The organism is Streptomyces sp. NPDC001415, assembly GCF_053597395.1.
Genome location: NZ_JBSFIE010000018.1, coordinates 19,258 through 45,148, shown reverse-complemented (window position 1 = coordinate 45,148; position 25,891 = coordinate 19,258). Strand labels below are relative to the sequence as shown.

Annotated in this window: 23 protein-coding genes and 1 pseudogene; 11 read left to right on the top strand and 13 right to left on the bottom strand. The window is 70.1% G+C overall.

Annotation, left to right across the window (positions count from 1 at the left end; genetic code table 11):
- Nucleotides 1-18 precede the first annotated feature (18 nt).
- The 5 genes from ACWC2B_RS23415 to ACWC2B_RS23395 all read right to left on the bottom strand — a co-directional run bounded on the left by ACWC2B_RS23415 (nt 19) and on the right by ACWC2B_RS23395 (nt 4,168).
- Entirely contained in the window at nt 19-624 is a 606-nt protein-coding gene (locus ACWC2B_RS23415; protein ID WP_450719592.1) for a hypothetical protein, read from the bottom strand.
- Between the two features lie 310 nt (nt 625-934).
- Nucleotides 935-1,345, bottom strand: a complete 411-nt coding sequence (locus tag ACWC2B_RS23410; RefSeq protein WP_450719590.1) for a VOC family protein — start codon at nt 1,343-1,345, stop codon at nt 935-937.
- Nucleotides 1,346-1,355: 10 nt separating this feature from the next.
- Nucleotides 1,356-1,805, bottom strand: a complete 450-nt coding sequence (locus ACWC2B_RS23405) for a helix-turn-helix transcriptional regulator (RefSeq protein WP_450719588.1) — start codon at nt 1,803-1,805, stop codon at nt 1,356-1,358.
- A 344-nt stretch (nt 1,806-2,149) separates the two neighbouring features.
- The gene (locus ACWC2B_RS23400; protein WP_450719586.1) at nt 2,150-3,286 is read right to left on the bottom strand and encodes a mechanosensitive ion channel family protein; all 1,137 of its coding nucleotides are present in this window, start codon (nt 3,284-3,286) and stop codon (nt 2,150-2,152) included.
- Nucleotides 3,287-3,607: 321 nt separating this feature from the next.
- Nucleotides 3,608-4,168: a hypothetical protein gene (locus ACWC2B_RS23395; RefSeq protein WP_450719584.1), complete on the bottom strand. Its 561-nt coding sequence runs from the start codon at nt 4,166-4,168 to the stop codon at nt 3,608-3,610.
- Between the two features lie 463 nt (nt 4,169-4,631).
- Between ACWC2B_RS23395 and ACWC2B_RS23390 the strand changes: the two genes are divergently transcribed.
- Nucleotides 4,632-4,838, top strand: a complete 207-nt coding sequence (locus ACWC2B_RS23390) for a cold shock domain-containing protein (RefSeq protein ID WP_450719582.1) — start codon at nt 4,632-4,634, stop codon at nt 4,836-4,838.
- Nucleotides 4,839-4,966: 128 nt separating this feature from the next.
- The gene (locus ACWC2B_RS23385) at nt 4,967-7,189 is read left to right on the top strand and encodes an NADP-dependent isocitrate dehydrogenase (protein ID WP_450719580.1); all 2,223 of its coding nucleotides are present in this window, start codon (nt 4,967-4,969) and stop codon (nt 7,187-7,189) included.
- Between the two features lie 87 nt (nt 7,190-7,276).
- Here ACWC2B_RS23385 and ACWC2B_RS23380 read toward each other — a convergent pair whose 3' ends face one another.
- Nucleotides 7,277-7,903, bottom strand: a complete 627-nt coding sequence (locus ACWC2B_RS23380; protein ID WP_450719578.1) for a TetR/AcrR family transcriptional regulator — start codon at nt 7,901-7,903, stop codon at nt 7,277-7,279.
- A 77-nt stretch (nt 7,904-7,980) separates the two neighbouring features.
- On the opposite strand from ACWC2B_RS23380, the gene ACWC2B_RS23375 reads away from it, so the two are divergent.
- A complete protein-coding gene (locus tag ACWC2B_RS23375) occupies nt 7,981-8,208 on the top strand; it encodes a hypothetical protein (protein ID WP_450719576.1) in 228 nt (75 codons plus the stop codon).
- Nucleotides 8,205-8,354, top strand: coding sequence for a hypothetical protein (locus tag ACWC2B_RS23370; RefSeq protein WP_450719574.1), 150 nt, complete (start codon nt 8,205-8,207; stop codon nt 8,352-8,354). Before ACWC2B_RS23375 ends, ACWC2B_RS23370 begins: the two co-directional genes overlap by 4 nt.
- A gap of 68 nt (nt 8,355-8,422) precedes the next feature.
- Here the strand turns inward: ACWC2B_RS23370 and ACWC2B_RS23365 are convergent, their stop codons facing one another.
- Complete coding sequence (locus ACWC2B_RS23365; RefSeq protein ID WP_450719572.1) at nt 8,423-9,352, bottom strand: DUF4436 family protein; 930 nt, start codon at nt 9,350-9,352, stop codon at nt 8,423-8,425.
- A 94-nt stretch (nt 9,353-9,446) separates the two neighbouring features.
- Nucleotides 9,447-10,517 (bottom strand): esterase-like activity of phytase family protein, encoded by a 1,071-nt coding sequence (locus ACWC2B_RS23360; RefSeq protein WP_450719570.1) that lies wholly within the window; start codon nt 10,515-10,517, stop codon nt 9,447-9,449.
- 315 nt (nt 10,518-10,832) lie between these two features.
- Here ACWC2B_RS23360 and ACWC2B_RS23355 point away from each other — a divergent pair, with 315 nt between their 5' ends.
- Nucleotides 10,833-12,083 (top strand): cytochrome P450, encoded by a 1,251-nt coding sequence (locus tag ACWC2B_RS23355; protein WP_450719774.1) that lies wholly within the window; start codon nt 10,833-10,835, stop codon nt 12,081-12,083.
- 75 nt (nt 12,084-12,158) lie between these two features.
- Here ACWC2B_RS23355 and ACWC2B_RS23350 read toward each other — a convergent pair whose 3' ends face one another.
- Complete coding sequence (locus tag ACWC2B_RS23350) at nt 12,159-13,061, bottom strand: LysR family transcriptional regulator (RefSeq protein ID WP_450719568.1); 903 nt, start codon at nt 13,059-13,061, stop codon at nt 12,159-12,161.
- A gap of 188 nt (nt 13,062-13,249) precedes the next feature.
- Between ACWC2B_RS23350 and ACWC2B_RS23345 the strand changes: the two genes are divergently transcribed.
- Together ACWC2B_RS23345 and ACWC2B_RS23340 are read left to right on the top strand one after the other, a co-directional pair.
- Complete coding sequence (locus tag ACWC2B_RS23345) at nt 13,250-13,543, top strand: DUF1330 domain-containing protein (protein WP_450719566.1); 294 nt, start codon at nt 13,250-13,252, stop codon at nt 13,541-13,543.
- 279 nt (nt 13,544-13,822) lie between these two features.
- The gene (locus ACWC2B_RS23340; protein ID WP_450719564.1) at nt 13,823-14,842 is read left to right on the top strand and encodes an alpha/beta fold hydrolase; all 1,020 of its coding nucleotides are present in this window, start codon (nt 13,823-13,825) and stop codon (nt 14,840-14,842) included.
- A 165-nt stretch (nt 14,843-15,007) separates the two neighbouring features.
- Here the strand turns inward: ACWC2B_RS23340 and ACWC2B_RS23335 are convergent, their stop codons facing one another.
- Nucleotides 15,008-16,486, bottom strand: coding sequence for a peptidoglycan D,D-transpeptidase FtsI family protein (locus tag ACWC2B_RS23335; RefSeq protein ID WP_450719562.1), 1,479 nt, complete (start codon nt 16,484-16,486; stop codon nt 15,008-15,010).
- A gap of 371 nt (nt 16,487-16,857) precedes the next feature.
- On the opposite strand from ACWC2B_RS23335, the gene ACWC2B_RS23330 reads away from it, so the two are divergent.
- The 3 genes from ACWC2B_RS23330 to ACWC2B_RS23320 are packed head-to-tail and all read left to right on the top strand — an operon-like array spanning nt 16,858 to nt 19,182.
- Entirely contained in the window at nt 16,858-17,607 is a 750-nt protein-coding gene (locus ACWC2B_RS23330) for a GNAT family N-acetyltransferase (protein WP_450719772.1), read from the top strand.
- On the top strand, nt 17,604-18,401 hold the full coding sequence (locus tag ACWC2B_RS23325; RefSeq protein WP_450719560.1) for a lysophospholipid acyltransferase family protein: 798 nt from the start codon (nt 17,604-17,606) through the stop codon (nt 18,399-18,401). The genes ACWC2B_RS23330 and ACWC2B_RS23325 overlap by 4 nt, the downstream gene beginning before the upstream one ends.
- 31 nt (nt 18,402-18,432) lie before the next feature.
- A complete protein-coding gene (locus ACWC2B_RS23320) occupies nt 18,433-19,182 on the top strand; it encodes a class I SAM-dependent DNA methyltransferase (RefSeq protein WP_450719558.1) in 750 nt (249 codons plus the stop codon).
- A 47-nt stretch (nt 19,183-19,229) separates the two neighbouring features.
- Here ACWC2B_RS23320 and ACWC2B_RS23315 read toward each other — a convergent pair whose 3' ends face one another.
- Entirely contained in the window at nt 19,230-21,353 is a 2,124-nt protein-coding gene (locus tag ACWC2B_RS23315; RefSeq protein ID WP_450719556.1) for an NPCBM/NEW2 domain-containing protein, read from the bottom strand.
- Nucleotides 21,354-21,603: 250 nt separating this feature from the next.
- Between ACWC2B_RS23315 and ACWC2B_RS23310 the strand changes: the two are divergent.
- Nucleotides 21,604-22,341, top strand: a pseudogene (locus ACWC2B_RS23310) (glutamate synthase-related protein); the annotation flags it as partial.
- A gap of 786 nt (nt 22,342-23,127) precedes the next feature.
- Here ACWC2B_RS23310 and ACWC2B_RS23305 read toward each other — a convergent pair.
- On the bottom strand, nt 23,128-24,396 hold the full coding sequence (locus ACWC2B_RS23305; protein WP_450719555.1) for a SufS family cysteine desulfurase: 1,269 nt from the start codon (nt 24,394-24,396) through the stop codon (nt 23,128-23,130).
- On the bottom strand, nt 24,383-25,753 hold the full coding sequence (locus ACWC2B_RS23300; RefSeq protein WP_450719554.1) for a family 2B encapsulin nanocompartment shell protein: 1,371 nt from the start codon (nt 25,751-25,753) through the stop codon (nt 24,383-24,385). The genes ACWC2B_RS23305 and ACWC2B_RS23300 overlap by 14 nt, the downstream gene beginning before the upstream one ends.
- Between the last annotated feature and the right edge of the window lie 138 nt (nt 25,754-25,891).

Here is a 25,891-nt window from a genome sequence, read left to right as displayed (position 1 = left end):
CGGCGGCGCCGACGTCGGTCAGCGGGGCCGGTGGCCGAGGAGTTCGACGAGCCCGACCGGGAGGAACGCGGGCCGGTGGGGCTGTCCGACCTGGTACGGCACATAGCCCTGCGAGGCGGCGACGTAGACCTCCTCGGTGGTCTCCGCCTGGTAGACGAGTCGGCAGCCCCCGGACTCGGCACTCGCGCGCTGCCACAGGGCAGGTGCCGGTTTGCGCTCCGTCTCGGTACGGGGGGTGAGGATCCGGTCTCCGAAGTCCTGCCAGGCGAAGGGCGCGGGGCCCCGCCACGAGGCGTCGACGTCTTTCTTCAGCCTGGCGGCACGCTCGGCGTCGGTCCTGCCCCAGGAGGGCGGAACGTTGGTGATCAGCCCGACGTCGATGTGACGCTCGCGCAGAGCGCGCAGATAGGAGGCCGCGCCGGGCCGGTAGGTGATGGCGCCGTCGTCGGCGGTGTGCACGAGTGTCTCGCCCAGGTCGAAGTACACGACGGGGCAAGCGCGTTCACTGCCCGTGCGCGCGCCGGAAGCCGTACCCGTGACGCCGCCCGCGGCCCCGGGCGCCGCCGTACTCACCGTGGTGCAGAGCACGATCGACACCAGGGCCGAGCCCAGCGCGAGGCTCACTCGGACCAAGCCCCTGGAGGCGGATCTGTTCATGGCGCCGTCGCCCTTCTCCTTGCCCACCGCGGGGATGCGTTGCGCCCCGCGAGGATGCGTTGCGCCCCGCGAGGATGCGTCGCGCATCGCGAAGATGCCTGTGGCTTTTATGTCCTGTCCATGACATGCAGCCATGCGAAGTCTCTCACGCGGTGGCCGAATACCAGAAGGTTCGCGCGCTCTCGGGTCTGCCGTAGGCGCTGCGGGCGGACCCGCCGGTCCGCCCCGTCGCCCCCTGCGGCCGTCGGTGCGGGGCGGATCAACGCCTAGCTCTTCCCTACTCCTTGGCCTGCTGCTGGATCCGGATCAGGTTGCCGGAGGGGTCCCGGAAGGCGCAGTCGCGCGGCCCCCACGGCTGGTCGATGGGCTCCTGGAGCACCTCGGCGCCCGAGGCCCGTACCTTCTCGAAGGTCGTGTCGAGATCGTCCGTCCTGAAGACCCACATGGGCAGGACACCCTTGGTGAGCAGTTCCTGCATGGCGTCGCCGTCGGCCTGGGAACGGCCGGCATGCGGCTCCGAGAGGACGATCTCAAGCCCCGGCTGTGTCGTGCTGCCGAGCGTGACCCAGCGGAATCCGCCGGAGGCCACGTCGTTGCGCACTTCGAGGCCGAGCGCGTCGCGGTAGAAACCGAGCGCCTCGTCCACGTCGTTGACGGTGATGTGGCAGTACTGGAGTGCGATGGTCATGCCGTCAACGTTAGGCGGCGGCGTTGTCGCCCGCTTCTCGAATCCTGCTCGGTGCGCTCGGAGGATTTCTCGTCGGGCGCGTGCGGACCTTCGCCACGCACGCGGGCATCGCCACGACCGCGTCGTGCCCCCGGCCGCGGTACGCGCTCGGCGTCTCGCCCACGATCTCGGTGAACCGCGAACTGAACGACCCCAGCGACGTACAGCCCACCGCCATGCACGCGTCGGTCACGCCCATGCCCCCGCGCAACAACGCCATCGCCCGCTCGATCCGCCGGGTCATGAGATAGCTGTACGGGGTCTCGCCGTAGGCGGCACGGAACTGTCGCGAGAAGTGCGCCGGCGACATGAGCGCGTGCTGGGCCATGGTCGGCACGTCGAGCGGCTTGGCGTACTCGCGGTCGATGAGATCCCGCGCTCGGCGCAGGTGCACGAGATTGGCGAGCTCTTCCGGCGTCATGCTCCGACGCTACCACCGGGCACTGACAGGGGCGCTGACCTGCGGGAATGGATGGCTACGGGAGGACGGGGACGGTTGGCCGCCCCGGTGCGCTGTGCTGATGCGCCGCGTGCCTATGTGCCACCCGCCCATGTGCCGCCATGTTCCCCGTGCTCGCCATGTGTCATGTGCCCATGTGTCACGCGCCTATGTGGTCGAGGACCAGGGTTGGGCGTCGGCACATGGGCGCTGACATACGTGCGGCGATGCGTGTGGGCAGACATATGCGGGCGGACATATATGGGTCTGCGGCATATGTGGGTCGAGGTATATGTGGGTCTAGGTATATGTGGGCGTATGTGGGTCTACAGGTGTAGGCCCGGGGTCGAGGGCGGGGCCTCGCGCTGGTGCGGGAATGCGGATGTGGACCGGGGTGAGGCCGGGGCCGGAGCCGGGGCCGGCGATGGCTCGGGCAGATCCTGCTGGAGGGAGACGGTCCGGGTCGGGGCGGGGATCGAGATGCCCTCCGCCCGGTACCGCCGGTGCAGCCGCTTGATGAACTCGTGCTTGATCCGGTACTGGTCGCTGAACTCGCCGACACCCAGGATCACCGTGAAGTTGATCCTGGAGTCCGCGAACGTGTGGAAGCGGACGGCGGCCTCGTGTCCCGGCAGCGCACCGGTGATGTTCGCCATCACGCTGTCGACGACCTCCAGGGTCACCCGCTCGACGTGCTCCAGGTCGCTGTCGTAGCCGACCCCCACCTGCACCAGGACCGTCAACTCCTGTTCCGGGCGCGTGTAGTTGGTCATGTTCGTACGGGCGAGCCGGCCGTTGGGGATGATCACGAGGTTGTTCGACAGGTTGCGCACTACCGTGTTGCGCCAGTTGATGTCGACGACATAGCCCTCCTCCCCGCTGCTGAGCCGGATGTAGTCACCGGGCTGCACCGTCTTCGACGCGAGGATGTGCACTCCAGCGAAGAGGTTGGCGAGGGTGTCCTGAAGAGCCAGGGCTACCGCGAGGCCACCCACTCCGAGGGCGGTGAGCAGCGGCGCTATGGAGACACCAACGGTTTCGAGCGCGACCAGGACGCCCATCGCGACCACCACGACCCGCGTGATGTTGACGAAGATCGTGGCCGAGCCGGCCACCCCGGTCCGGGACTGCGCCAGGGACTGGACGAGCCCCGCGACGACCCGGGCCGCAGTGAAGGTGATGACGAGGATGAGCAGTGCGGTCAGCGAATGGTTGACGATGCCCGCGACCCGCGTGGTGAGGGGCAGCGCCGAAGCCGCTACTGCCGTGCCGGCGGCGGTGGCCGCCCAGGGCGCGATCGTACGCAGTGCGTCGACGATGATGTCGTCCCCGGTCCACCGCGTTCTTCGGGCGTGTTTGCCCAGCCAGCTCAGCAGCACGCGCAGGAGCAGCCCGGCCGCGACGCCCGCGGCCATCGCTATGGACGCCACCACCCAGTCGTGCAGCACGAGGCCCCGGCTCAACGGACACGCTCCGGGCGGCGAAGGGTCGGAGGTTGAGCGTGGGGCGCCATTGATCGCCGTACGTGATGTGTCGTCACTTTGTCACCTTGTCGCCTGTCAGGCCGTGCTGCCTGGAGCCTCGTTCGGGCGGTACGCACACGGAACGGGCTGCCATCCTGCCCCATGGGCAGAGCGTCCTCGCAGGTGGGCCCAGGTGGGCCCAGGTGGGCCGGTGCCACGCCGTCCCACCCGCGCGATACCTCCGGCCGCGCGACGTAACTTCCGCGTAGGCGGGGCCGATCGAAACTGGCGGGCCGTCACCACATCGGTGGGCGCTCGGCGCTAACGGAGGCCGGAGAGGTTGAAGACCGTGCGGGCCGTTTCACGGTCCACCCGGGCCGCCATCTGACGCAGCGCCGTCTCGCCGCAACGGAGCACGCCCTGGTCGAGGCTGGTGCGGGCGTCCCGGTCGAGGGCGTGCCACAGCGGGGGATTCGCGACGAGCACCTTCGGGTCGATCTCGACCCGGTGGCCTTCGGTGTCCCGCAGTACCAGACGCTGGGCGACGCCGTCGGACCAGCGCACCGACGTCAGGCGGTCGGTACGGACCTCGGCCCGCCGCAGCAGCCCCCGCGAGACCAGGCTGCCCGCTCCCGCCGACACCCGGGCGGGCCAGAGCACGACGAACAGCAGGGCGGCGAGAGCGCCCCACAGCAGGGCGCGCCGGACGGTAAGGGTGCCCGCCCCGGCATCGATGGCGAGCAGCAGTCCGAGCAGCACCCCCGCGCAGCCCGCCGCCGAACGGGCCTCGCCGCCCCATGTGGTGTCGTACACCACTGCTTCGTTCCTGCGCCGGGGTGCGGCGCCGTGTCCCGCCACGTTGCGGGTGGTCAGTCGTCCCATGGGTGAGGACGCTATGGGGCCGCACCACATATGGCGGCATGCCTTAATGGACCGCTGATGTGCCGCCCGCCGGAATTGACGCGGCCCCTACGCCGGGCTCGCTTACTGCCCTCCTGCCCTCCTGCCCTCCTCGCCTTCGGGTCTCCCGGTCTCCCGGTCTCCTGGCTTCCCCGCATCCCGGCGGCAGCGTCCGGCAGGTATCAAATGCGCAGTACGGCGGTATACCTACCAGTAAGGAACATGTCCGCTTCGGCGGGAGAGCCCGGCCGCGGTCGGTGCCGTGGACGGTTCTCTTTCCAGGACGGCAGGAGCCCCCTCGCGGGCAGGCCTGTTCCGGCGCGGGAGGCCGTGTCCCGTCCCCATCCCTTGTGAACCCGGATCCTTATCCTTTGTGAACCCAGCCGGTTCCCCCCTTTCCCGACCCCTCGGGGGCCGTGAAAGCGATCACCCGAGGAGTGAGGCAATGAGCGAGAGGTGCGAGGGGATCGTCCAGTACTTCGACCGTGAGAAGGGCTATGGATTCGTCGTGCCGATCGGGCAGCACGACGCCATCTACGTGCGGCGGGAGGACATCGAGGGGGAGACCCGGACGCTGTCCGAGGGGCAGCAGGTCTCGTTCCTCATAGAGCTGGGCCGGGGCCGCTTCGAGGCGCGTGCCGTACGCCCCTGAACCGGGAGCCCCTGGCCGCCGACGGGCCCCCGTCGCCGGGGGCTCGGGCCGGGGCCCCGTCGTGACCCGGGGCGATCACGAGATATCTTGATGTCGAGCAATGTTGCAGACGTGGAGCGGAGCACCCGGTGACTGACTCGACCATCATCTACACCCACACTGACGAGGCGCCGGCCCTGGCGACGCATTCGTTCCTGCCCGTGATCCAGGCGTACGCCTCGACCGCCGGTGTCACTGTGGAGACCCGTGACATCTCCCTCGCGGGGCGCATCATCGCTAGCTTCCCCGAGTTCCTTCAGGAGAGCCAGCGGATCGACGACGCCCTCGCCGAGCTCGGCGAGCTGGCCAAGACGCCCGGCGCGAACATCATCAAGCTGCCGAACGTATCGGCCTCCATCCCTCAGCTCAAGGCCGCCGTCGCCGAGCTGCAGGGCCAGGGCTACGCGCTGCCGGACTACCCGGACGACCCGAAGAGCGACCAGGACAAGGACGTCCGCGCGCGCTACGACAAGATCAAGGGCAGCGCCGTCAACCCGGTCCTGCGCGAGGGCAACTCCGACCGCCGCGCCCCCGCGTCGGTCAAGAACTACGCCAAGGCCCACCCGCACCGCATGGGCAAGTGGACCTCCGACTCGAAGACGAACGTCGCCACCATGGGCGCCAACGACTTCCGGTCCACCGAGAAGTCCGCGGTCATGGCGGAGGCCGGTTCGCTGCGTATCGAGCTGGCCGCCGCGGACGGCACGACCACCGTGCTGCGCGAGTCCGTACCGGTCCTCGCGGGTGAGGTCGTCGACGCCTCCGTGATGCGCGTGGCCGAGCTGCGCGAGTTCCTCACCGCGCAGATCGCCCGGGCCAAGGCCGAGGGCGTGCTGTTCTCGGTCCACCTCAAGGCCACGATGATGAAGGTCTCCGACCCGATCGTCTTCGGTCACGTGGTGCGCGCCTTCTTCCCGAAGACGTTCGACAAGTACGGTGACGTGCTCGTCGCGGCCGGCCTGTCCCCGAACGACGGCCTCGGCGCCATCCTCAACGGCCTCGACGGCGTGCCGCACATCGGCGCCGAGATCAAGGCGGCCTTCGAGGCCGAGCTCACCGAGGGCCCGGCCCTCGCGATGGTGGACTCCGACAAGGGCATCACCAACCTGCACGTGCCGTCGGACGTCATCGTCGACGCCTCGATGCCGGCCATGATCCGCACCTCCGGCCACATGTGGGGCCCGGACGGCGCCGAGGCCGACACCCTCGCGGTGCTTCCGGACAGCAGCTACTCCGGCGTGTACCAGGTCGTCATCGACGACTGCCGCGCGCACGGCGCCTTCGACCCGGCCACGATGGGCTCCGTGCCCAACGTCGGCCTGATGGCGCAGAAGGCCGAGGAGTACGGCAGCCACGACAAGACCTTCGAGATCCCGGCAGCGGGCACCGTCCGCCTCGTGGACGCCGCGGGCAACGTGGTCCTGGAGCAGGAGGTCGCCCAGGGCGACATCTTCCGCGCCTGCCAGACCAAGGACCTGCCCATCCAGGACTGGGTCAAGCTCGCCGTCACCCGCGCCCGCGCCACCGGCGACCCGGCCGTGTTCTGGCTCGACGAGGGCCGCGCGCACGACGCCGTCCTCATCGAGAAGGTCCGCACCTACCTGGCCGAGCACGACACCGAGGGCCTGCGGATCGAGATCATGTCGCCGGTCGAGGCGACCGCGTTCTCCCTGGAGCGCATCCGCCGTGGCGAGGACACCATCTCGGTCACCGGCAACGTGCTGCGCGACTACCTCACCGACCTGTTCCCGATCCTGGAGCTGGGCACCAGCGCCAAGATGCTCTCGGTGGTCCCGCTGATGAACGGCGGCGGCCTCTTCGAGACGGGCGCCGGCGGCTCCGCCCCCAAGCACGTCCAGCAGCTGGTCAAGGAGAACTACCTGCGCTGGGACAGCCTGGGCGAGTTCCTCGCGCTCGCGGTCAGCTTCGAGCACCTCGCGACGACCACGGGCAACGCGCGCGCCCAGATCCTCGCCGACACCCTCGACCGCGCCACCGGCACCTTCCTCAACGAGGACAAGTCGCCGAGCCGCAAGCTGGGCGGCATCGACAACCGCGGCAGCCACTTCTACCTCGCCCTGTACTGGGCGCAGGAGCTGGCCAAGCAGACCGAGGACGCGCAGCTCGCCGGTGCGTTCGCGGCCCTGGCCAAGACGCTGAGCGAGCAGGAGTCGACCATCGTCGACGAGCTCATCGCGGTGCAGGGCTCGCCGGCCGACATCGGCGGCTACTACCACCCGGACGCCGCCAAGGCCTCCGCGGTCATGCGCCCGTCGGTGACCTTCAACCAGGCCATCGCCACCATCGCCTGACCCAACTCCCCTACGGGGGACCGCAGTTGAGCACACCGCCGCCCCGTCCGGATCCCTTCCGGCCGGGGCGGTCGTGTTGGACGGCCCTCAGAGCCTGGGTGGGCGCAGGCTCTCCAGGTGGGCTCGCAGCACCTCCGCCGAAGCCCGGGGCGCGAGCACGTCCGGGCGCAGGACCGCGTCCAGGCCGAGCCCGTCGACGAGTGCGGTGAGCCGCTCGGTCTCCTGGTCGAGGTCGAGCCCGGGCCGCACGGCCCCCGAGTCGTCGAGGCGTACGAGAACGCGGCGGATCAGGCCCCGGGCGCCGACCGCCGCTTCCCGGGCGAGGTCGTCGAGGGCCGGATTGGTGCGGGCGGCGGTGACGAAGTCGATGAACACGGTCACCTCCGCGCGGCGGCGCTCGTCCAGCGGGAGCAACTCGCACAGGAGGTCGGCGACGAGCCGACGCTGCTCGGCCGCCGGGTGCTCGGCGAGCGTGCCGATCTCCTCCACGCGGCGCTGCAGCCGGCTGCCGACCCGCTCCAGCATCGAGCGCATCGCGAACTCCATCAGCTCCTGCTGACTGGCGAAGTAGTGCCGCAGGGAGCCGATGTTGAGCCCGGCCTCGTCCGCGACGACGCGCAGCGAGGCCCGCTGCAGGCCTTCGCGTACGACCACTCGGAAAAGGGCGTCGACCACCTCGCGGCGGCGGGCCTCGGGATCCACGTACTTGGGCATGGCCTCTTTTTATCACGTCCGTGATAAATTGGTTTCTATCACAAGCGTGATACGACGTGTCCGACCGGAGGTCCCCCATGGAGACGTATCTCAACCTCATGCTCATCAGGTTCGCGCTGATCGCGGGCGCGGTCGTGATGCTGGCCCTGCTCGCCTTCGCCGTGGCGCTCGTGCTCAAGCGCCGCGGCCGCCTCGACGACGCCCGGCGGTTCGCCGAGCCCGCGGCGCGGGCGGCCCTGCGCGCGGCCGCCCGGCGACTGGAAGGCGGATCCGGCTCCGCCCGGCGCCCGGGCGGCCGGCGATGAGCGCGCTCGCGGCCGGCTCCGACGGCCTGGCCCACCACCTGCTCATGGACCTCGCGATCAAGGGCGTCATCGTGGTCGTCGCGGCGATCGTCCTGGTGCTCGGCATGGTGGTGATCTGGCGCCGGGCGGGACGAGGCAGGGAATGACGCGGTGCCCCGGGGGTCGGGGCCGAGGCGCCCAACTGTGCTGGAACGTAAGCGGGTTGAAGGAGTGCTCAGTGGCTGCCCCCGTCGCCCGCCGCACGGCTGTCCGTGTGGTGGTTCGGGTGTGCCTCCGGTGGCTCGTCCGTGCCGCGGCGCGATTCGGAGATGATGCCGGTCACGGCGACCGCCACGAGGCAGGCGGAGATGATGGCCTCGGCCCACAGGAACGCGGCGTAGTCGAGCAGGCAGCCCACCGGCGGGCCGCCCGGGGCAGCGTTGCGGAACCCGGCGAGCGCGAACAGGGTCGCCGCCATCCAGGCCATCGCCGGCCACACCAGCCCCCGGCGCTGGTCGGTGATCACCCAGCTGGCGCCGAGCACCGATAGGGCGAGCCCCCACATGATGAACATCATGAACCAGGCCAGGATGAACGTGGCCCGCGAGCGGCTGACCCGGATCTCGAACGAGGCGAGCCCGTGGCCCTCGCTGCGGCTGACCACCGACGGCTTGAAGAACGCGTCGACGTCCCGCAGCGAGACGGCGACCGGCACCTCCTTGCCGCCCGCCTCGGCGGCGAAACCGATGCTGGTCGAGTACCGGTCGAAGGGGTAGTCCGAGACGGAACCGCCGTCCAGGCTCACCTTCACGTCCTGGTACGAGACCTGCCGGCCCGCCTTGAAGTCCAGGCTGCCCTGGATCAGCGAAGAGGTCTCCACCCGCAGATCGACCGCCGGGGTGTACGGATCCGTCTGCTCCCGCAACGTACCCCGGGGGAGCACCAGGACCCGCAGCGTCAGCTCCCGGGCGACCGGGTCGACCTTCTGGATGCTGGTGTCGATGTACACGCCGTTCGCCGCCCGCAGGTCGCCCAGCGTGTGCTCCCGCTGGCGCACATCGCGCTCGTTGAAATACAGCAGCACCCCCACGACGGCGGCCAGCAGGATCACGAGGAGCGACATGAGGTGACGTACGACGTATTTACCTGGGCGAAAACGTGCCATACGTGAAGAAATACACCCCAGGGCGTGCTGCTCCGCCGGACGCGGGGCCGGGCGCGTTCCGAGCCTGTGTCTCCACCCCGGCCCCGTCGAGCGGTCAGACGTGGTGGGGCAGCCGGACCGTCAGCGAGTAGAGCCGGGTGATCTGCTTCGGGTTCTCGTTGTCGTCGCTGACCAGGAGCAACCGTAGCCGGCCGTCCCAGGTGCGGCCCGTGACGGCCACGCCCTCGATGTTGTCGAGCAGCGGGTTGGGCTGCGGCTGCTTGGCCGTCGCGCCGAGCGAGGGGCAGGCGGCGAGGTCGGCGAGCAGGGTCTTGCGCATGGCCTTGGCCGTGCCCGGCAGGTTCTCGGTCCCGCTCACATCGCTCGCCCCGCGCGGGTCGGCAAGGAAGAGGCGTACCGAATTGCCGACACCCGCGGTGAAGCCGCGCTCCAGGACGAGCAGCCGGCCGTCGCCCGTCGCGGTGATCTCGGACACGCCCGCGTTCGGCTCGGCGGGGTAGGCGTACTGCCCGGCGAGCTCGAAGTCGCCCTTGGCGCCGCCCCGGTGCCAGGTCTGGAACCGTACGAGCGAATGACCGGCCGCGTCCTTGCCGTCACCTGACAGGGGGGCCTCCATGGAGGCGATCAGGGTGTGGCCGCCCGGCTGCAGGGCCAGGCCCTCGAACGTCGCGTTGGAGACGGCGCGTCCGGCCGGAGCGACCCGCAGCGCGTCGGGGACGGGCAGGCGGCCGAGGAGCCTGCCGTCGCGGTCGTAGCGGCGTACGGACGGCTCGACCTCGGAGGTGATGAGGCGGGTGCCGTCGCGCTCGACGACCACGGCCTCCGAGTCGAGCTGCCTGCCCTGTTCGTCGCCGAGCGGCACGACCCGGACGGGAGCGGCCACCGGGCCCTTGCCCACCTTCAGATCGAAGAGCTGCGAACGGTCCGAAAGGGCCGCGATCGTGCCGTCGGTGTCCACCGCCAGACCGGACAGATTGCCGACGACCGTGCCCTGATACAGCGTCTTGTCCAAGCCGTCATAGAAGCCGTCGATGGCCGTGGACGACGAGCAGGCGTGCGCGGCGTGCGCGGGCGCCGGTTCCGCGGCGGTCGCATCGGTGACGGTCACTGAGGCGGCGACGGCCAGAGAAGCGGTCGCGGCGGTGACAACGGTGCGCAGACGCACGGGTTCCTCCCAGGTCGGATGCGGCGGTACCGACACCGTAGATCGGCTTGTGTGACGGGCGAGTTGAGTTCCGCCATCGTGTGGGGAAACGCTGGACCGCCGGTCGACTCCGGGAGCGGAACGGGCATTCCGCCCTCACCGGAGCACCACGGGCGGGCCGGTCACGGCCGCGAACTGCTCGTGAGCTGGGCCCCTGGCGGATAGGGAGGGGTGCTGAGCCACTTATCCTGAGCCACTCAGTCCATACCCGTGTCCTGGCCGCACAACTTGTCCTTGGAGTCCGCCTTGAGGGTAAATCTCCGTTCCCGAGTCACCATGTGGCTCGGGCGCACCTACCTTGCCAGGATCCAGAAGCGCGGTATCGGCCCCGGCACGATCTCCCTGCTGCCCGACGAGCTGCTCATGCCGCTGCGCAGGGACGGCCTCGACCCGGTTGCCGAGCTGACCGCACGGCAGGCCGAGGAACCGGTCAGCAAGGTGCCGCTGCCCTTCGGGATGGACGCCTGGGTCGTCACCGGCCACGACGCCGTCAAGGCCGTGCTCGGCTCCACCGACGCGTTCAGCAACGACTTCACCCACCTCGCTGGCAACGCGGGCGTCGTCGAGGAGCAGCACCCCGGTGGACTCGGGTTCAGTGATCCGCCGGTGCACACCCGGCTGCGCCGCATCCTGACGCCCGAGTTCACCATGCGGCGCCTTCGCCGGCTGACCCCGCGCATCGACGCGCTCGTCGAGGAGCGGCTCGACGCGATGGAGGCCGCGGAAGGGCCCGTCGACCTGGTGGAGGCGTTCGCGCTGCCCATCCCCTCGCTGACCATCTGCGAGCTGCTCGGAGTGCCCTACGAGGACCGGAACGACTTCCAGCAGCTCGCCATGGAGCGCTTCGACCTGTTCGGCGGGGCCACCGCCCCGCTCGGCGCGATGTCCGCCTCTTTGTCCTACTTCCGGGACGTCGTCAAGAAGCAGCGCGAAAACCCGGGCGACGGCCTCATCGGCATGATCGTCAAGGAGCACGGCGACAGCGTCGGTGACGACGAACTCGCGGGCCTCGCCGACGGCGTGCTCACCGGCGGGTTCGAGACGACCGCGAGCATGCTGGCGCTCGGCTCCCTCGTCCTGCTCCAGGACCCGGACGCCTTCGCGCGAATAGCGCACGACGAGGCGGCGGCCGCGACGTTCGTCGAGGAGGCGCTGCGCTATCTGACCGTCGTACAGCTGGCCTTCCCGCGCTTCGCCCGCGAGGACGTCGAGATCGCGGGGGTGCTCATCCCCAAGGGCGACATGGTGCTGTGCTCGCTCAGCGGCGCCAACCGCGACGCCGCGTTCACCCCGGACGGCGGCCGCTTCGACGCACACCGCAAGGCGAGCGGCCATCTGGCCTTCGGCTACGGCATCCACCGCTGCATCGGCGCGGAACTGGCCCGCATGGAACTGCGCGCCGCGTTCCCCGTCCTGGTCCGCCGCTTCCCCGAGATGCGGCTGGCCGTACCGGCGGAGGAACTCGCCTTCCGCAAGCTGTCGATCGTGTACGGGGTCGAGTCGCTGCCGGTACGGCTACGAGGCTGAAACGCGCCCGGGCCGGAGCCCGGGCGGCGCGGCCCCCGCCATCGCAGGCGTCCGTCTCGCTCGACCTCTTGGGCGTCAGTCCGGCAGCCAGTGCAGCTCGTGCGCCAGGGTTTTGGCGACGGCGCGGATGCGGCGGTGCAGTGGCGACTGCTCGCGTGGGAGGACCAGGTGGATGGTCAGGCTGGGCGCGCCCCGCAGCGGTCGCCAGGTGAGACCGGCCGGTGATGTCGTGGCCGCGGCTTCTCCGGCCGGGGCGAGGGTGATCCCGTCGCGCAGGTCGCGCTGAGACATGTCGAAAGAGACTGCGGGCGTGTGGAATCGGGGGTGTGGTCGGGTGTCCCGGAACAGTGCGGACAGCTGATCGTGGATCACGGGGTTGGCCGCACGGTCCGGGAGTCGCAGCGGATACGCGGCCGCGTCGGCGATCTCGATCTCCGGGTGTTCGGCCAGCGGATGGTGCTGCGCCAGCTGGACCCCGATGCGCGCACGCCGCAGCAGGAACCGGCGCACGCCACGGCCCGGCTGTTCACCGCGGGTGATCCCGGCATCGATGCGGCCGTCGGCGACCGCGGGGGAGATCTCCGGTGTCGCCATCGGGACCGCGCCGACATCGAGTCCGCTGTTGCCGCGAATCAGCCTGTCCACCAGGGCTGGTGCCGTCTCGGCCCCGGTGCTGAGGCTGTATCCGATGCGCAGCGTGCCCAGTTCACCGGCCGCCGCGCTCCGGGCGGTGTCCCACGCCCGGTCCAGCGCCGCCAGCGCGGGCGGCGCGGACTCCGCCAAAGCCGCACCGGCCGTGGTCAATACGACGCTACGCGTGTTGCGGACCAGCAGGGCCGTACCGAGTTCCGCCTCCAATCGGCGCATCCGGGCGCTGAGTGCGGGCTGTGCGATACCGATCCGTGCGGCCGCGCGGGTGAAGTTCAACTCCTGCGCCAGCACCAGGAAGTACCGCAGGCTCACCGTATCCGGCGCCACGCGCCCTCCCCGCCGATTGATAACGATCCGTTCTGAGCCTATCCCGCACCGGTCTTTCCCTCGGCCGCAGATCAAGCCCTAGCCTGCGCATATGGCGATTCAACTGACCGCAGTACCCGTCGCCGGGATCGATCGATCTGAGTGTCCATTCGAAGTCGGACGTGTCCGGCCGAACACAGGAGGTTTCCGTGGCCAAGGGCTACTGGGCCAGTGTCTACCCCGCCATTTCCGACCCTGAGAGACTGACTGCCTACAACGAGCTGGCGGGGTTGGCTGTCCGGGCCGCGGGCGGGCGGACCCTGTCCCGTGGCGGTCGAGTCGTCGCCCACGAGGCCGGAATCACGCAACGCGTCGTTTTGATCGAGTTCGACAGCTTTGAACAGGCCGTCGCGGCATACGAGAGCGAGGCGTACCAGAAGGCGCTGGTGGCCCTCCCCGACGGCTTCGAGCGCGACTTCCGCATCATCGAAGGCATCGACTGACCGGCGAGCCGAGCCATCGCTTCGAGGCGCCTGTCAGGGGCAGGGGTGGGGGCAAGGCGGTGGGGGACACCAAGTCGGCGCGCGCAGAACGTCGTTGTACGGGCGCGCGTGCGGGGCGTTGCTGAACCGTATATGGCAGAAATGCGCCAGGGCAGGGCTTGTCCGTGGCGAAATCTGCTGGTAATCGAGCATGCGCCCCAGGTTCTACGCTCGTTACCGGGAACGCTGACGGGGAGCGCGCACGGGGACGTGGTGCGGGCGTGATCGGGGAGGTTGTCGATGGCTACTGGTACAAGGCTGCGCCCGGTGGGCGACCAGGACGTGCGACTGCGCCACCGCGTGGTGCACGGGTACCGCCGCGCGTACCGCACCGCGGGCGAAGGGCCGCCCGTGGTGCTGATCCACGGCATCGGCGACTCCTCGGCCACCTGGGCCGAGTTGATCCCCGGCCTCGCCCGCCGCTACACCGTCCTCGCGCCCGACCTGCTCGGCCACGGCGCCTCCGACAAGCCGCGCGCCGACTACTCGGTGGCCGCCTACGCCAACGGCGTCCGCGATCTGCTCGGCGTCCTCGGGATGGAACGGGCCACCCTGGTCGGGCACTCGCTCGGCGGCGGCGTGGCTCTGCAATTCGCCTACCAGTACCCGGAGTTGACCGAACGCCTCGTCCTGGTCGGCACCGGGGGAGTGGGCCGCGAGGTCAGCCCGTTCCTTCGCGCCACGGCGCTGCCCGGCGCGGAGCTGATGCTCGCGCTGCTCTCCCGGCCCGCGATGCGCCGGCCGGCCCGGCTCTTCTTCGAGCTGATGCGGCTGCTCGACAGCGACCTCGGCCAGGACGCCCCGGACCTCCTCGGCCTCGTGGACGCGCTGCCCGACGCCCGGTCCCGCAGCGTCTTCGTCCGCACCCTGCGCGCGGTCGTCGACTGGCGCGGCCAGGTCGTCACCATGCTCGACCGCTGCTATCTGACCGAGGGCATGCCCACGATGCTGATCTGGGGCTCCCGCGACGGCGTCGTACCGGAAGCACACGCCCACCGCGCGCACGCGGCCATGCCGGGCAGTCGGCTCGAAATCTTCGAAGGTGCCGGGCACTTCCCCTTCCACACGAACCCGGCCCGCTTCCTCGCCCTCGTCGAGGACTTCATCGAAACCACGCCGCCGGCCGACTGGAGCGCGGAGCGCTGGTACGCCTTGCTGCGCGCGGGCCGGTTCGGCACGGCTGTGGCAGAGCCCGACCCCGCGTACGAGGCTGTGGTGGAAAGGGAGTTGAGGGTGGAGAGCGAACGCAGTGCCACATAGCTCCGCCTGGGGTGCGGGTGGATCGGCCGCGGGCCGTCGCCGACCGGTCCTGCCCCAAGTTCTCGGCTTCGCTCGAACAGGGGGCCCCGTCCCGGCGGAGTCACAGGGTCACACAGCCCCGCGTTCAGGGTGTGGTTCCGCACCACACTGGCGGAAGCCCGGCGGTCACTTCTTCAGGACCGCCTCCATCACCGACTTCGCGATCGGCGCGCCCAGTTTGCCACCCGCGATCTCGGAGCGCTGGATGTCCATGTCCGACGGGTCGACGAAGACCGCCACCGCCACCGGTGAGGTGCCGTCGCTCTGCTTGGCGTACGACACGAACCAGGCGTACGGGCGCTGCTCGCGGACATCCGCGCCGTGCTGGGCGGTGCCGGTCTTGCCGCCGACGACGACGCCCTCCATCTTCACCTTGTTCGCGGTGCCGTCGCTCGCGGTGAACTCCATCATCTCCTGCACCTTCTTCGCGGTGTTCTCGGAGACGGCCTGGTTGAGCACCTCGGGCTTGGCCTTCTCCAGGGTGGTGAGGTCGGGGCCGCGCAGTTCGTCGACCATGTACGGCTTCATGACCTTGCCGTCGTTGGCGATGCCCGCGGTGACCATGGCCATCTGGAGCGGGGTGCTGGTCAGGCTGCCCTGGCCCATGCCGGTCAGCGCCGTCTGCGGCTTGTCCAGCTTGTCGGGGTAGCCGCTCTTCGCCGTACGGACCGGCGTGAACTGCTCCTGGTTGAAGCCGAACTTCTCCGCCGTCTCGCGCATCTTGTCCTTGCCGGTCTTCAGCGCGGTCTGGAGGAACACGTTGTTGCAGGACCACTGCATGCCGGTCTTCAGGGAGACCTTGTCGCACAGCGAGTTGTCCACGTCGTTGCCGACCTGGGTGGTACTGAGCGGCAGGGTGTACGGCGCCGGCGCGTCCGGCATGGGGGCGTTGATGTCGCTCACGACGCCGTGGTCGAGGGCGGCCGCCGCGGTGAGGATCTTGAAGGTGGACCCCGGCGGATACACCTCGCGGATCGCCCGGTTGTTCAGCGGCTTGTTCTTGTCGGCATCGAGCTTGAGGAACTCCTCGCCCTCCTTCTTCGAGATCCCGGTGAAGACCGACGGGTCGTACGACGGCGTGCTCACCATCGCGAGGATCTTGCCGGAGCGCGGGTCCAGGGCGACGACGGCGCCCTTCGCCTTGAGATCCGTCAGCCCCTTGTACGCGGCCTTCTGCGCGGCCGGGTCGATGGTGGTGATCACGTCGCCGCCGCGCGGGGCCTCCCCGGTGAACATGGATTTGGCCCGGTCGAAGAACAGCCGGTCGTCCTTGCCGTTCATGACCTTGGCGTGCACGCCCTCCAGGAAGGTCGCGCCCTGCGCCTGGGAGAGATAGCCGGTGACCGGCGCGTACATCGGGCCGTCCTTGTAGGTCCGCTTGTACTTGAAGTCGGACCCCGGGGTTTCCACTGACCCCGTGATCGGCTGCCCGCCGACGACGATGTCGCCACGCGGCTGCGAGAACGCGTCGATCTGCACCCGCCGGTTGTGCGAGTCATTGGCCAGGGTGTCGCTCTTCACGAACTGGACCCACGTCGCCCGGACCAGCAGGGCGAGCACCATCACCCCGCAGAAGACGGCTATGTGCCGCAGCGGCTTGTTCATCACGCTCCCAGAGACGTACCGAATGGGGTTGAACCGGACATGTAGTGATCAGCAGAACAGGTGCGGCACCCCGATGTCCAAGAGCGTTCAGCGTGTCGACGCCATAGTGATCCGCCTATCAGTGCAGGTCACAAGCGTGCTGCGGGGAATTCTCGGCCGTGCGGCTGTTACGGAAGGGTCATAAAGCGGTCATCGCGCCCACCGGGGCCGGACGGCCTCCGGGCGCCTTCGGGCCGGGCAATGCCCGACGCCGCGTCGTGTGCAATTCACCCGGAGCACATATGGCGATCCCATACTCACTGCGCGGAAGCCCATGCGGAAACCACATGAGGGATTCGACTGTGCACCACGTCGCGGAGAACTCCACACCCATGCTCTCGATATCCACCGCACCCACGGCCACCAGCTCCTACGTCACCTCCATCGCGGACTCCGAGGAACAGGTCCGGGCCGCCCAGCGGCTGCGGTACCGCGTCTTCGGCGAGGAGATGGGCGCCACCCTCACCACCCCGCTGCCCGGCCACGACATCGACACCTTCGACGCGTACGCCGACCATCTGATCGTCACCGACACCTCGACCGGCGAAGTGGTCGGCACGTACCGGCTACTGCCGCCCGGCCGGACCCAACGCTCGTACAGCGAGGGCGAGTTCGACCTCGGAGCGCTCGACGCATTGCGTCCCTCGATGATCGAGGCGGGGCGTTCCTGTGTGCACCCGGACCACCGTTCCGGCGCCGTCATCAACCTGATGTGGTCCGCGCTCGCCCGCTATGTGCTGTTGTCGGGGCACCGCTATCTGGCGGGCTGCGCGTCCGTCCCGCTCGCCGACGGCGGCGCGGCCGCCTCCAGCGCCTGGCTGCTCGGCAACGCCAAGCACTCGTCCCCGCCCGAGCTGCGGGTGCACCCCCGCACCCCCTGGCTGCCCGCAGAGCCGGTCGAAGGTGGGCGCGGCTACGCCGACCTGCCACCACTCCTGAGGGGCTACTTCCGGCTCGGCGCCTGGATGTGTGGGGCGCCTACATATGACCCCGAGTTCAATGTGGCCGACTTCTTCGTGCTGCTCGACATGGACCGGCTCGGCGACCGCCACCGCCGCTACTTCCTGGGGGACAGCCGATGAACCCCTGGTCGGTGGAGGCACCCTGCACCCCGGACTGTGTGCGCGAGACGGCGCCGAGGGTGCCGCTGGCCGAGACCGCACGCCGGTACGCGGCGCTCACCCACACCCTGATCCGCACCGTGGCGATGGGGGAGCGGCTCGCCGACCCCCACACCCTGCGCACCCAGGCACGCGCCGTCCTGGGTTCCCTGGGCGTACGACTCGAATCCGGGCCGGCCCCGCACCAGGACACCCGGGGTGCGCTGCTCGTCGCCAATCACATCTCCTGGCTGGATGTCGTGGCGCTCCTCGCCGTCGAGCCGGTCACCGTCCTCGCCAAACGGGAAGTGGGCCAGTGGCCGGTGGTGGGCACGCTGGCCCGCCGGATCGGCACCCGCTTCATCGACCGGGGCGCCGTACGTCAACTCCCGCACACGGTCGGGGAGTTGGCGACCGACCTGCGCTCGGGCCGGTCCGTACTGGTCTTCCCGCAGGCGACGACCTGGTGCACGGTGTCGGGCGGCCGGTTCCGGCGAGCCGCGTTCCAGGCAGCCGTCGACGCGGGCGCCCCGGTGCGGCCGATGACCGTCGACTACCTCCAGCACGGCCTGCCCAGCACCGTCGCGGCCTTCCTCGGCGGCGACGACTTCACGACCTCCCTGCGTCGGGTGGCCGCCGCCCGCGGCCTGAGCGTGCGGGTCACCGCGCACCCGGAGCTGCGCGGCACCGACCGCCGAACGCTCGCCGCCGAGGCCCGCGCGGCGGTCTGCGGCACCCGTCCACCCGCCCACGCCGAACCGTACGTACCCGCCTGAGAGACCAAGCGGACCTCTAAGCTGGGCAGCCATGTTCGCACCCCAGGGCCCCACCCTCCGTGAGCTCGCCGTCCAGGCGCTGTCGTCCGTCGAGCACGGCTACGACCTGCTGGCCCCGAAGTTCGACCACACCCCGTTCCGCACGCCCGAGGTGATCCTCGCCTCCGTGGCCGGCGTACTCGACGGGCTCGGCCCCTTCGGGCGGGGGCTCGACCTGTGCTGCGGCACCGGCGCCGGCCTGGACGTCCTCGGCAAGGTGTGCCGGGAGGGGGTCACCGGGGTCGACATCAGCGCCGGGATGCTGGCGGTCGCCGCCCGCGCGCACCCGGAGGCCACTTTGGTGCGGGCCGATGCGCGGGTACTGCCGCTGCGTACCGGGTTCGACCTGGCCGTCAGCTTCGGGGCGTTCGGGCACTTCCTGCCGAAGGAGCGGCCGAACCTGTTCGCCCAGACCTACGCGGCGCTGCGGCCGGGCGGCCGGTTCGCGTTCCCGGTGGTGGCCCCGTTCAGGCCCGGCAGCCCCGGCCATCTCGCCCTGCTCGGCTTCGACACGGCGATGCGGGTGCGCAACGCGCTGTGGCGTCCCCCGTTCGTCATGTACTACCGCGGGTTCCGCCTCTCGGACGTACGACAGGAACTGGCGGCCGCGGGCTTCGGCGTCGGGCTGTACGCCCTGGAAGAGCTCGGCCGCCGCCGGGACGGCAGCCCGCGAGCTCGGCTCGTGGTCGCGACCAAGCCCAGCGGAAGGGGCCCCGCCCGAACGGACGAGGCCCCGCACTGAGCTTCCCCTGACCTTCCGCCGGGCTTCCTCTGAAGGCTCAACTGCTCTCAAGAACAGGTGAGTTGAGGTGCAGCCCAGTCCGCGTGGTCATAATCGACCCCGTCGCCCGAGTCCGTCACGACCAGCTTCAGCTCGTATCCTCCGGTCACGTCCGCGCTGATCGCCTTCGCCGCGTCCGCGCCGGTGACCTTGCCGCTGTCGGCGGCGAGCACCCCGTCCCGGTACACCTGGAAGTCGGCCGAGCCCTTCGCGCCCACCTCGTCGTCCACGCCGACGCTCGCCTTGAAGGCGGTGCAGGCGCCGCCGAGGTAGTACGTCACCGTGGACGCGGCGTGCGTGCCGAGGCCCTTGGTGTAGGTGGTGCCGTTGATGGTGAGGGTCTTTCCGTCGCCCGCGGCCTGTTCGCCGTTGCTGTGGTCGCGCTCGACGGGACCCCAGCCGTTGGCGGCCGCAGTCCAGGTCAGGTCGCTGAGCGCGTGAGTGCCCGCCGACGGGCCCTGGCCGCAGGCAAGTTGGGGGCTCGCCCAGTCGGCGTGGTCATAGGTGGTGCCGTCGCCGCCGTCGGTGACCACGAGCCGCAGCTTGGTGCCGCCGCCGAGATCGGCCGTCAGATGCTTGGGCGGATCGCTCGCCGTGCGAAGGCCGCTGTCGGCGACGAGCGTGTTGTCGCGGTAGATCCGGAAGACGACCGAACCTCCCGCCGTGGACTCGTCGTCCACGCCCACGTCGACACCCAGCGAGCGGCAGCCGCCACCCAGGTAGTACGTGATGTCCGACGCGGCGTGCGTGCCGAGGCCCTTGGTGTAGGTGGTGCCGTTGATGGTGAGGGTCTTGCCGTCGCCCGCGGCCTGTTCGCCGTTGCTGTGGTCGCGCTCGACCGGGCCCCAGCCGTTGACGGCCGACGTCCACGGCAGGTCACCGAGCTGGTTGAGCCCGGTCGGCGGCGGCACCGGCGTGCCCGGCGTCACCCGGTACATGACCGTGCCGTGCGCGGGCACCGACGCGCTGATCGCGCCCGTGGTGCTGCTCGTCTGCTTGGACCACAGGTCCTTCAGCGCGTACGAGGACGCGCCGCCGATACCGATCGCGTCGACCGTCGTCGAGACGGTCCTGGCCGACGTGTTCTCGTTGGTCAGGGTGACCGAACGGCCGCCGTCCGCAAGGGGTTTGGACATCACGACAAGGCCGCCGGAGCTCGACACCACCGTGCCCTGCTTGCCGAGCGCGTCCTGGTCGACGGCGATGACGTCGGTGTTCTTGAGGATGGCGAGGGTGGCCGCGCTCGGGTTGCGCAGATCGCTGCCGATGAGCAGCGGGGCGGCCATCTGCGACCACAGGCTGAAGTGGGTGCGGTACTCGGTGTCCGTCATGCCGCCGTTGCCGACTTCCAGCATGTCCGGGTCGTTCCAGCCGCCGGGGCCGGCGTAAGGGGCGAGCGACTGGTTCTGGTGCGCGATGCCGATCATGCTCGACCAGGAGTCGCTGATGTCGCCCGTGGTGCGCCACGAGTTGCCGATGCCGGCTGCCCAGTTCCAGGGCTGGTTGGAGCCCCACTCGCAGATGCTGTAGACGATGGGCCGGCCGGTGGCCTTCAGCGCGTCGCCCATGGCCTTGTAGCGCTGCTTGGCGTCGACGCCGCTGTTGTTGCAGTTGTCGTACTTGAGGTAGTCGACGCCCCACGACGCCCACAGGTTGGCATCCTGCCGCTCGTGGCCCAGGCCCCCGGGGAAGCCCTGGGTGTCGCACGTCTTGGTGCCCGCACTGGAGTAGAGCCCGAACTTGAGGCCCTTGGCGTGCACATAGTCCGCGACCGCCTTGATGCCGTGCGGGAAGCGCACCGGGTCGGGGACGAGGTTGCCGGAGGCGTCCCGGTTGGGCAGCGCCCAGCAGTCGTCGATGTTGACATAGGTGTAGCCGACGTCCTTGAGGCCCTGCGCGACGAAGGCGTCCGCGATGCCCTTGACCATCGACTCGTTGAACTCGGCACGGCAGTGCGTGGAGTTCCAGTTGTTGAACCCCATCTGCGGGGTACGCGCCAGACCGTTGTCCACCGCCGCGGCCGGTGGCGCGGCCGCGACCTCGACGGCGACCGTCACACCGCCCGCGACGAGAGCGAGGGTGCCCAAGGTGGCGGTCAGACGCTGTCTGAAGTTGTGCTGTTCGGTAGTCAAGTGCGGCTCCAGCGAGGGTAATTGGCGCACAAACGAACGGTGTCGAACGAAAACAACCACATCTCAGCGGTCGGGCAAGTGCATGTCAAGAGAAGGGGACAGGGAGTCGCGAAAGTGCCCCCGTGCCCGGCGGGTCCCGCGCGGGCGCGCCGGGGGCTGGTAGGAACACGGGGCGAAGACGTCGCAAGCGGCAGCGGAGCCGGGCCGCGGGTGAGGAGAGAGCGTGAAGCGCACAGGTCTGGTGGCCGCCCTGGTGGTCCTCGCGGCGGCCACCGTCGCCCTCGCACTCGCCGTCGGCGCGTGGTGGTGGCTCGCCGCCGGCCCACTGCTGGCGGTGGCCGCGACCGGAACGTACGACCTGATCCAGCGCCGCCACTCCGTGCTGCGCCTGTATCCGGTCATCGGGCACCTGAGGTTCCTGATGGAGGCGATCCGGCCGGAGGTGCAGCAGTACTTCATCGAGCGCGACTACGACGGTCGCCCCTACGACCGCGAGACCCGCTCCGCGGTGTACGAGCGGGCCAAGGGCACCGCCGACCAGGACCCGTTCGGCACCGAGCGCGACGTGTACGAGCCGGGGTACGAGTTTTTCGCCCACTCGGTCGCGCCGCAGCCGGTCCCGGACGAGCCGTTCACCGTCCGCGTCGGCGGCCCCGGCTGCACCGCGCCGTACGACATGGCTCTCCTGAACGTGTCGGCGATGAGTTTCGGCTCGTTGTCCGCGCAGGCGATCCTCGCGCTCAACCGGGGAGCGAAGGCGGGTGGATTCGCCCACGACACGGGGGAGGGCGGCATCTCCGAATACCATCTGCGCCACGGCGGCGACCTGATCTGGGAGGTCGGCACCGGCTACTTCGGATGCCGCACCCGCGAAGGCGGCTTCGACGCCGAGGAGTTCGCACGGAAGGCCGCCGGGGAGAGCGTCCGCTGTGTCTCGCTCAAACTGTCCCAGGGGGCGAAACCCGGCAGGGGCGGGGTGCTGCCCGGCGTCTCGCCGGCCTGGCTGCCCGAGGAGTGGGCCAGGTCCTGGAAGACCAGCGACCCGGACTCCTTCAGCCCCTGAACGCCGGGGGCCTCGCGGTTCTTGGGGGCTGCGGGAGTGACGGGGTGTCAGGTCGCGGCAGCCCCACCGCCGCGTGTGGGCGGTGGGGCTCCGTCGCGACCGGCGGGTGGCTTGTTCCCCCACCCCGCCCCTTCCCCAGACCCGCCGGGGGTGTGGTTCGGCTGAGGGTGGACTCCTGGGGCTCCGCCCCGGACCCCGTTCGTGCCTCAAGGGTCAGGGGGACCTCCATGACGGGCTGGGGATGCCTGCTGAGCACCCCGCCAGAGTCGGCTGATCCCGCTGGGTGATCCGCTCAGCAGGCCGATGTGCATGAGCGACTCCCTTCGTCACTTCTGCCCCCGGGATCGACGCATCCCTTCCATCACACACCCGGTCCACGCGGGATGCGACCCGAGCGGCCACCCCTTAGAGCCTGTGTCTGAACCCCGCCCGGGCCCGGGGCGTCTGGCACGCACTCCCCCAAGGCCTTAAGGGCCAGGGGGGACCCCCATGCGGCGTTGCCGAAACGCCCTAGTAGCTCCTCCCCCAAGGTCTTGAAGACCAGGGGGGACCCCCATCGAGGACGCTCCGGCGCCTTGCGATCGCACGCACCAGACGCCCCGGCCTGATCCGGGCGGGGTTCAGACACAGGCTCTTAAAGTCCTCGGCCCCGTACCGCCCGGTCGTCACGGGTGTGCGGTACGGGGTCGAGGGGCGCGCGCCGTTACGACGTCACGTCGACTCCTGGAGGCTCAGCAGCGACGTCACGAGCTCGTCCACCTCCTCCGGGGTGTTGTACAGCGCGAAGGAGGCGCGGGCCGCCGACTCCAGGCCGTAGTGGGCGAGTGCCGGCTGCGCGCAGTGGTGGCCGGCCCGGATCGCGATGCCGTCGCGGTCCAGCCAGGAGGCGATCGCCGCCGGGTCCTGGCCCGCCATGGTGAACGTGAGCACCGCGATCCGGCCGGGCGCCGACCCCAGGATCTCCAGGCCCGGCACCATCCCCATGGCCTGCTGGGCGTACGCCGTGAGCCCGTCCTCGTACGCCGCGACCGCGGTCCGGTCGAAGGAGGTGAACCAGTTCAGCGCGGCGAGCAGCCCGACGACTCCCGCGATGTTGCCGGTGCCGGCCTCCATGAGGTGCGGGACCGGGGCGAAGGTGGTGCGCTCGAAGGACACCGAGTCGATCATGTTGCCGCCGCCCTGCCAGGGCTGGAGGCCCGCGAGGACCTCCGGCTTGACGTAGAGAGCGCCGATCCCCGTCGGGCCGTACAGCTTGTGCCCGGAGAAGGCGTAGAAGTCGGCGTCCAGGTCCGTCACGTCGACGGGCATGTGCGCGACCGCCTGCGCGCCGTCGACCAGCACCTTCGCCCCGTAACGGTGCGCGAGCGCGGTCATCTCGCGCACCGGCGGAACCGTGCCGAGCACGTTGGAGGCCTGGCTGATCGCGACGAGCTGGGTGCGCGAGGAGAGCAGGTCGGCGTACGCGTCCTGGTCGATCTGGCCGTCCGGAAGGAGCGGGACGGGGACGACGCGTGCCCGGGTCTCCTTGGCGATCAACTGCCAGGGGACGATGTCGGAATGGTGCTCCAGGACCGGAACCAGGATGTCGTCGCCGGGGCCGAGGTTCGCCCGCCCCCAGCTCTGCGCGACCAGGTTGATCGCCTCCGTCGTGCCCCGCACGAACACGATGGAATCGGGGGACGGCGCCCCCAGGAAGTCCGCGACGGCCGCGCGGCCCGCCTCGTACATCTCGGTGGCCTCGCGGGCCATGGTGTGCGCGCCCCGGTGGATGTTGGAGTTCGACGCGCTGTAGTAGCCGGCCAGCGCCTCGATGACCTGGCGGGGTTTCTGGGTGGTGGCCGCGTTGTCGAGCCAGACCAGCGGATGCCCGTTGACCGTGCGGTGCAGGATCGGGAAGTCCTTGCGCGCCGACTCAGGTGTGAACGCGCCCGGTTGGCGGCCAGGAAGGGCGAGCCGCTCAGTAACGTCAGGAATAGTCATGGTAGTTGGACACCTCGACGTTCTGCAGCACCGCGATCGCGTCCTCCACCAGGACGGCCGTGTTGAAGTACGCGGTCATCAGGTACGAGGTGATGCCCTTCTGGTCGACCCCCATGTTCCGCATGGACAGGCCGGGCTCGATCTCGTCGGGCACCGCGGCCGGGCGCAGCCCGACCACGCCCTGCTCGGCCTCGCCCGTGCGCATGAGCAGGATCTCCGTGGTGCCGACGCTGCCGCCGCCCGAGAACCTGACCTTGTCGGAGGGCAGCAGCGGCACCCCGCGCCAGGTGATCAGCGGGCTGCCGAACCGGGTGTCGGTCACCGGCGGCACGCCCCGCCGGGTGCACTCGCGGCCGAACGCGGCTATCGCCTTCGGGTGCGCGACGAAGAAGCCCGGCTGCTTCCACACCTTGGCGAGCAGCTCGTCGAGGTCGTCGGGGGTGGGCGAGCCGGTACGGGACTGCACCCGCTGACCTGCGGATACGTTGTTGAGGAGGCCGAACTCGGGGTGGTTGAGCAGGGCCGCCTCCTGCCGCTCGCGCAGCGCCTGCACCGTCAGGTTGGACTGGGCGCGGGTCTGGTCGATCGGGCCGTTGTACAGGTCCGCGACCCGGGTGTGGACGCGCAACACTGTTTGAGCCAGCGTCATGTGGTACTCGCGCGGCGCGTCCTCGTAGTCGACGTACGTGCCGGGCAGATCGACCTCGCCGACGTGCCCGGAGCTGAGGTCGATCGGCGCCTCCGAGCCCGGCTTGGCTCCTTCACCCGAGGCGAACGCGTCCATCGCGCCGCGCAACTGCTCGCTGCGGTCGGCGAGTTGGGTGAGCGCGGCGCGGTCGGCGCACAGCGCGGTGCCGGGGGTGAGCGCCTTGACGCGGTACGGCATCGGCTCGCCGCGGGTCCACGCGTCGAGGTCGAAGAACTGGCCGTCGCCCACGACTTCGAGCAGCGCGTCCTCGCCGTACCGCCCGGTGACGCGCTTCTCCGCGCGGCCCTGCACCAGGATCCACAGCCGGTCGGCGGGGTCGCCCTCCTGCATGAGGACCTGGCCCGCGTCGAACGTCACCGGCGTGAAGGTGCCCGCGAGTTCGCCGAGCAGCGCGTCCTCGCAGTCGCGTAAGTACGGCAGCTCGCGCAGGTCGCCGGGCATGACGCGCGGCGTGCCGTCCTCGTCGTACGTGCTGATCCGGTCGTCGCCCAGGACGAACGAGCGGCGGCGGTTGACCCGGTAGACGCCGGATTCGACATCCACCCAGGGCAGGGCGCGCAGCAGATAGCGCGGGGTGATCCCGCGCATTTGCGGAACGGTCTTGGTGGCGGTGGCGAGTTGGCGCGCCGCGTCCGGGCTGAGACTCATCCGCTGGTTATTCACAGGAACGTTCACCGGTACCTCCTCGACGGGGCTGGACGAGGACCGATCGTGTTCCTGGAATACCGGCACCACAAGGGGCATGTGCCGGTGGCAGTCCGGAAATGGCGGTGCCGGGACCGCTAA

What these genes read in the sequence shown, in the direction of transcription:
- ACWC2B_RS23320 (WP_450719558.1), top strand. Translation starts at nt 18,433, where the DNA reads ATGTTCGCACCCCAGGGCCCCACCCTCCGTGAGCTCGCCGTCCAGGCG.
- ACWC2B_RS23380 (WP_450719578.1), bottom strand. Translation starts at nt 7,903, where the DNA reads ATGCCCAAGTACGTGGATCCCGAGGCCCGCCGCCGCGAGGTGGTCGAC.
- ACWC2B_RS23340 (WP_450719564.1), top strand. Translation starts at nt 13,823, where the DNA reads ATGGCTACTGGTACAAGGCTGCGCCCGGTGGGCGACCAGGACGTGCGA.
- ACWC2B_RS23375 (WP_450719576.1), top strand. Translation starts at nt 7,981, where the DNA reads ATGGAGACGTATCTCAACCTCATGCTCATCAGGTTCGCGCTGATCGCG.
- ACWC2B_RS23335 (WP_450719562.1), bottom strand. Translation starts at nt 16,486, where the DNA reads ATGAACAAGCCGCTGCGGCACATAGCCGTCTTCTGCGGGGTGATGGTG.
- ACWC2B_RS23405 (WP_450719588.1), bottom strand. Translation starts at nt 1,805, where the DNA reads ATGACGCCGGAAGAGCTCGCCAATCTCGTGCACCTGCGCCGAGCGCGG.
- ACWC2B_RS23300 (WP_450719554.1), bottom strand. Translation starts at nt 25,753, where the DNA reads ATGAGTCTCAGCCCGGACGCGGCGCGCCAACTCGCCACCGCCACCAAG.
- ACWC2B_RS23390 (WP_450719582.1), top strand. Translation starts at nt 4,632, where the DNA reads ATGAGCGAGAGGTGCGAGGGGATCGTCCAGTACTTCGACCGTGAGAAG.
- ACWC2B_RS23395 (WP_450719584.1), bottom strand. Translation starts at nt 4,168, where the DNA reads ATGGGACGACTGACCACCCGCAACGTGGCGGGACACGGCGCCGCACCC.
- ACWC2B_RS23325 (WP_450719560.1), top strand. Translation starts at nt 17,604, where the DNA reads ATGAACCCCTGGTCGGTGGAGGCACCCTGCACCCCGGACTGTGTGCGC.
- ACWC2B_RS23370 (WP_450719574.1), top strand. Translation starts at nt 8,205, where the DNA reads ATGAGCGCGCTCGCGGCCGGCTCCGACGGCCTGGCCCACCACCTGCTC.
- ACWC2B_RS23365 (WP_450719572.1), bottom strand. Translation starts at nt 9,352, where the DNA reads ATGGCACGTTTTCGCCCAGGTAAATACGTCGTACGTCACCTCATGTCG.
- ACWC2B_RS23410 (WP_450719590.1), bottom strand. Translation starts at nt 1,345, where the DNA reads ATGACCATCGCACTCCAGTACTGCCACATCACCGTCAACGACGTGGAC.
- ACWC2B_RS23305 (WP_450719555.1), bottom strand. Translation starts at nt 24,396, where the DNA reads ATGACTATTCCTGACGTTACTGAGCGGCTCGCCCTTCCTGGCCGCCAA.
- ACWC2B_RS23330 (WP_450719772.1), top strand. Translation starts at nt 16,858, where the DNA reads ATGCTCTCGATATCCACCGCACCCACGGCCACCAGCTCCTACGTCACC.
- ACWC2B_RS23355 (WP_450719774.1), top strand. Translation starts at nt 10,833, where the DNA reads ATGTGGCTCGGGCGCACCTACCTTGCCAGGATCCAGAAGCGCGGTATC.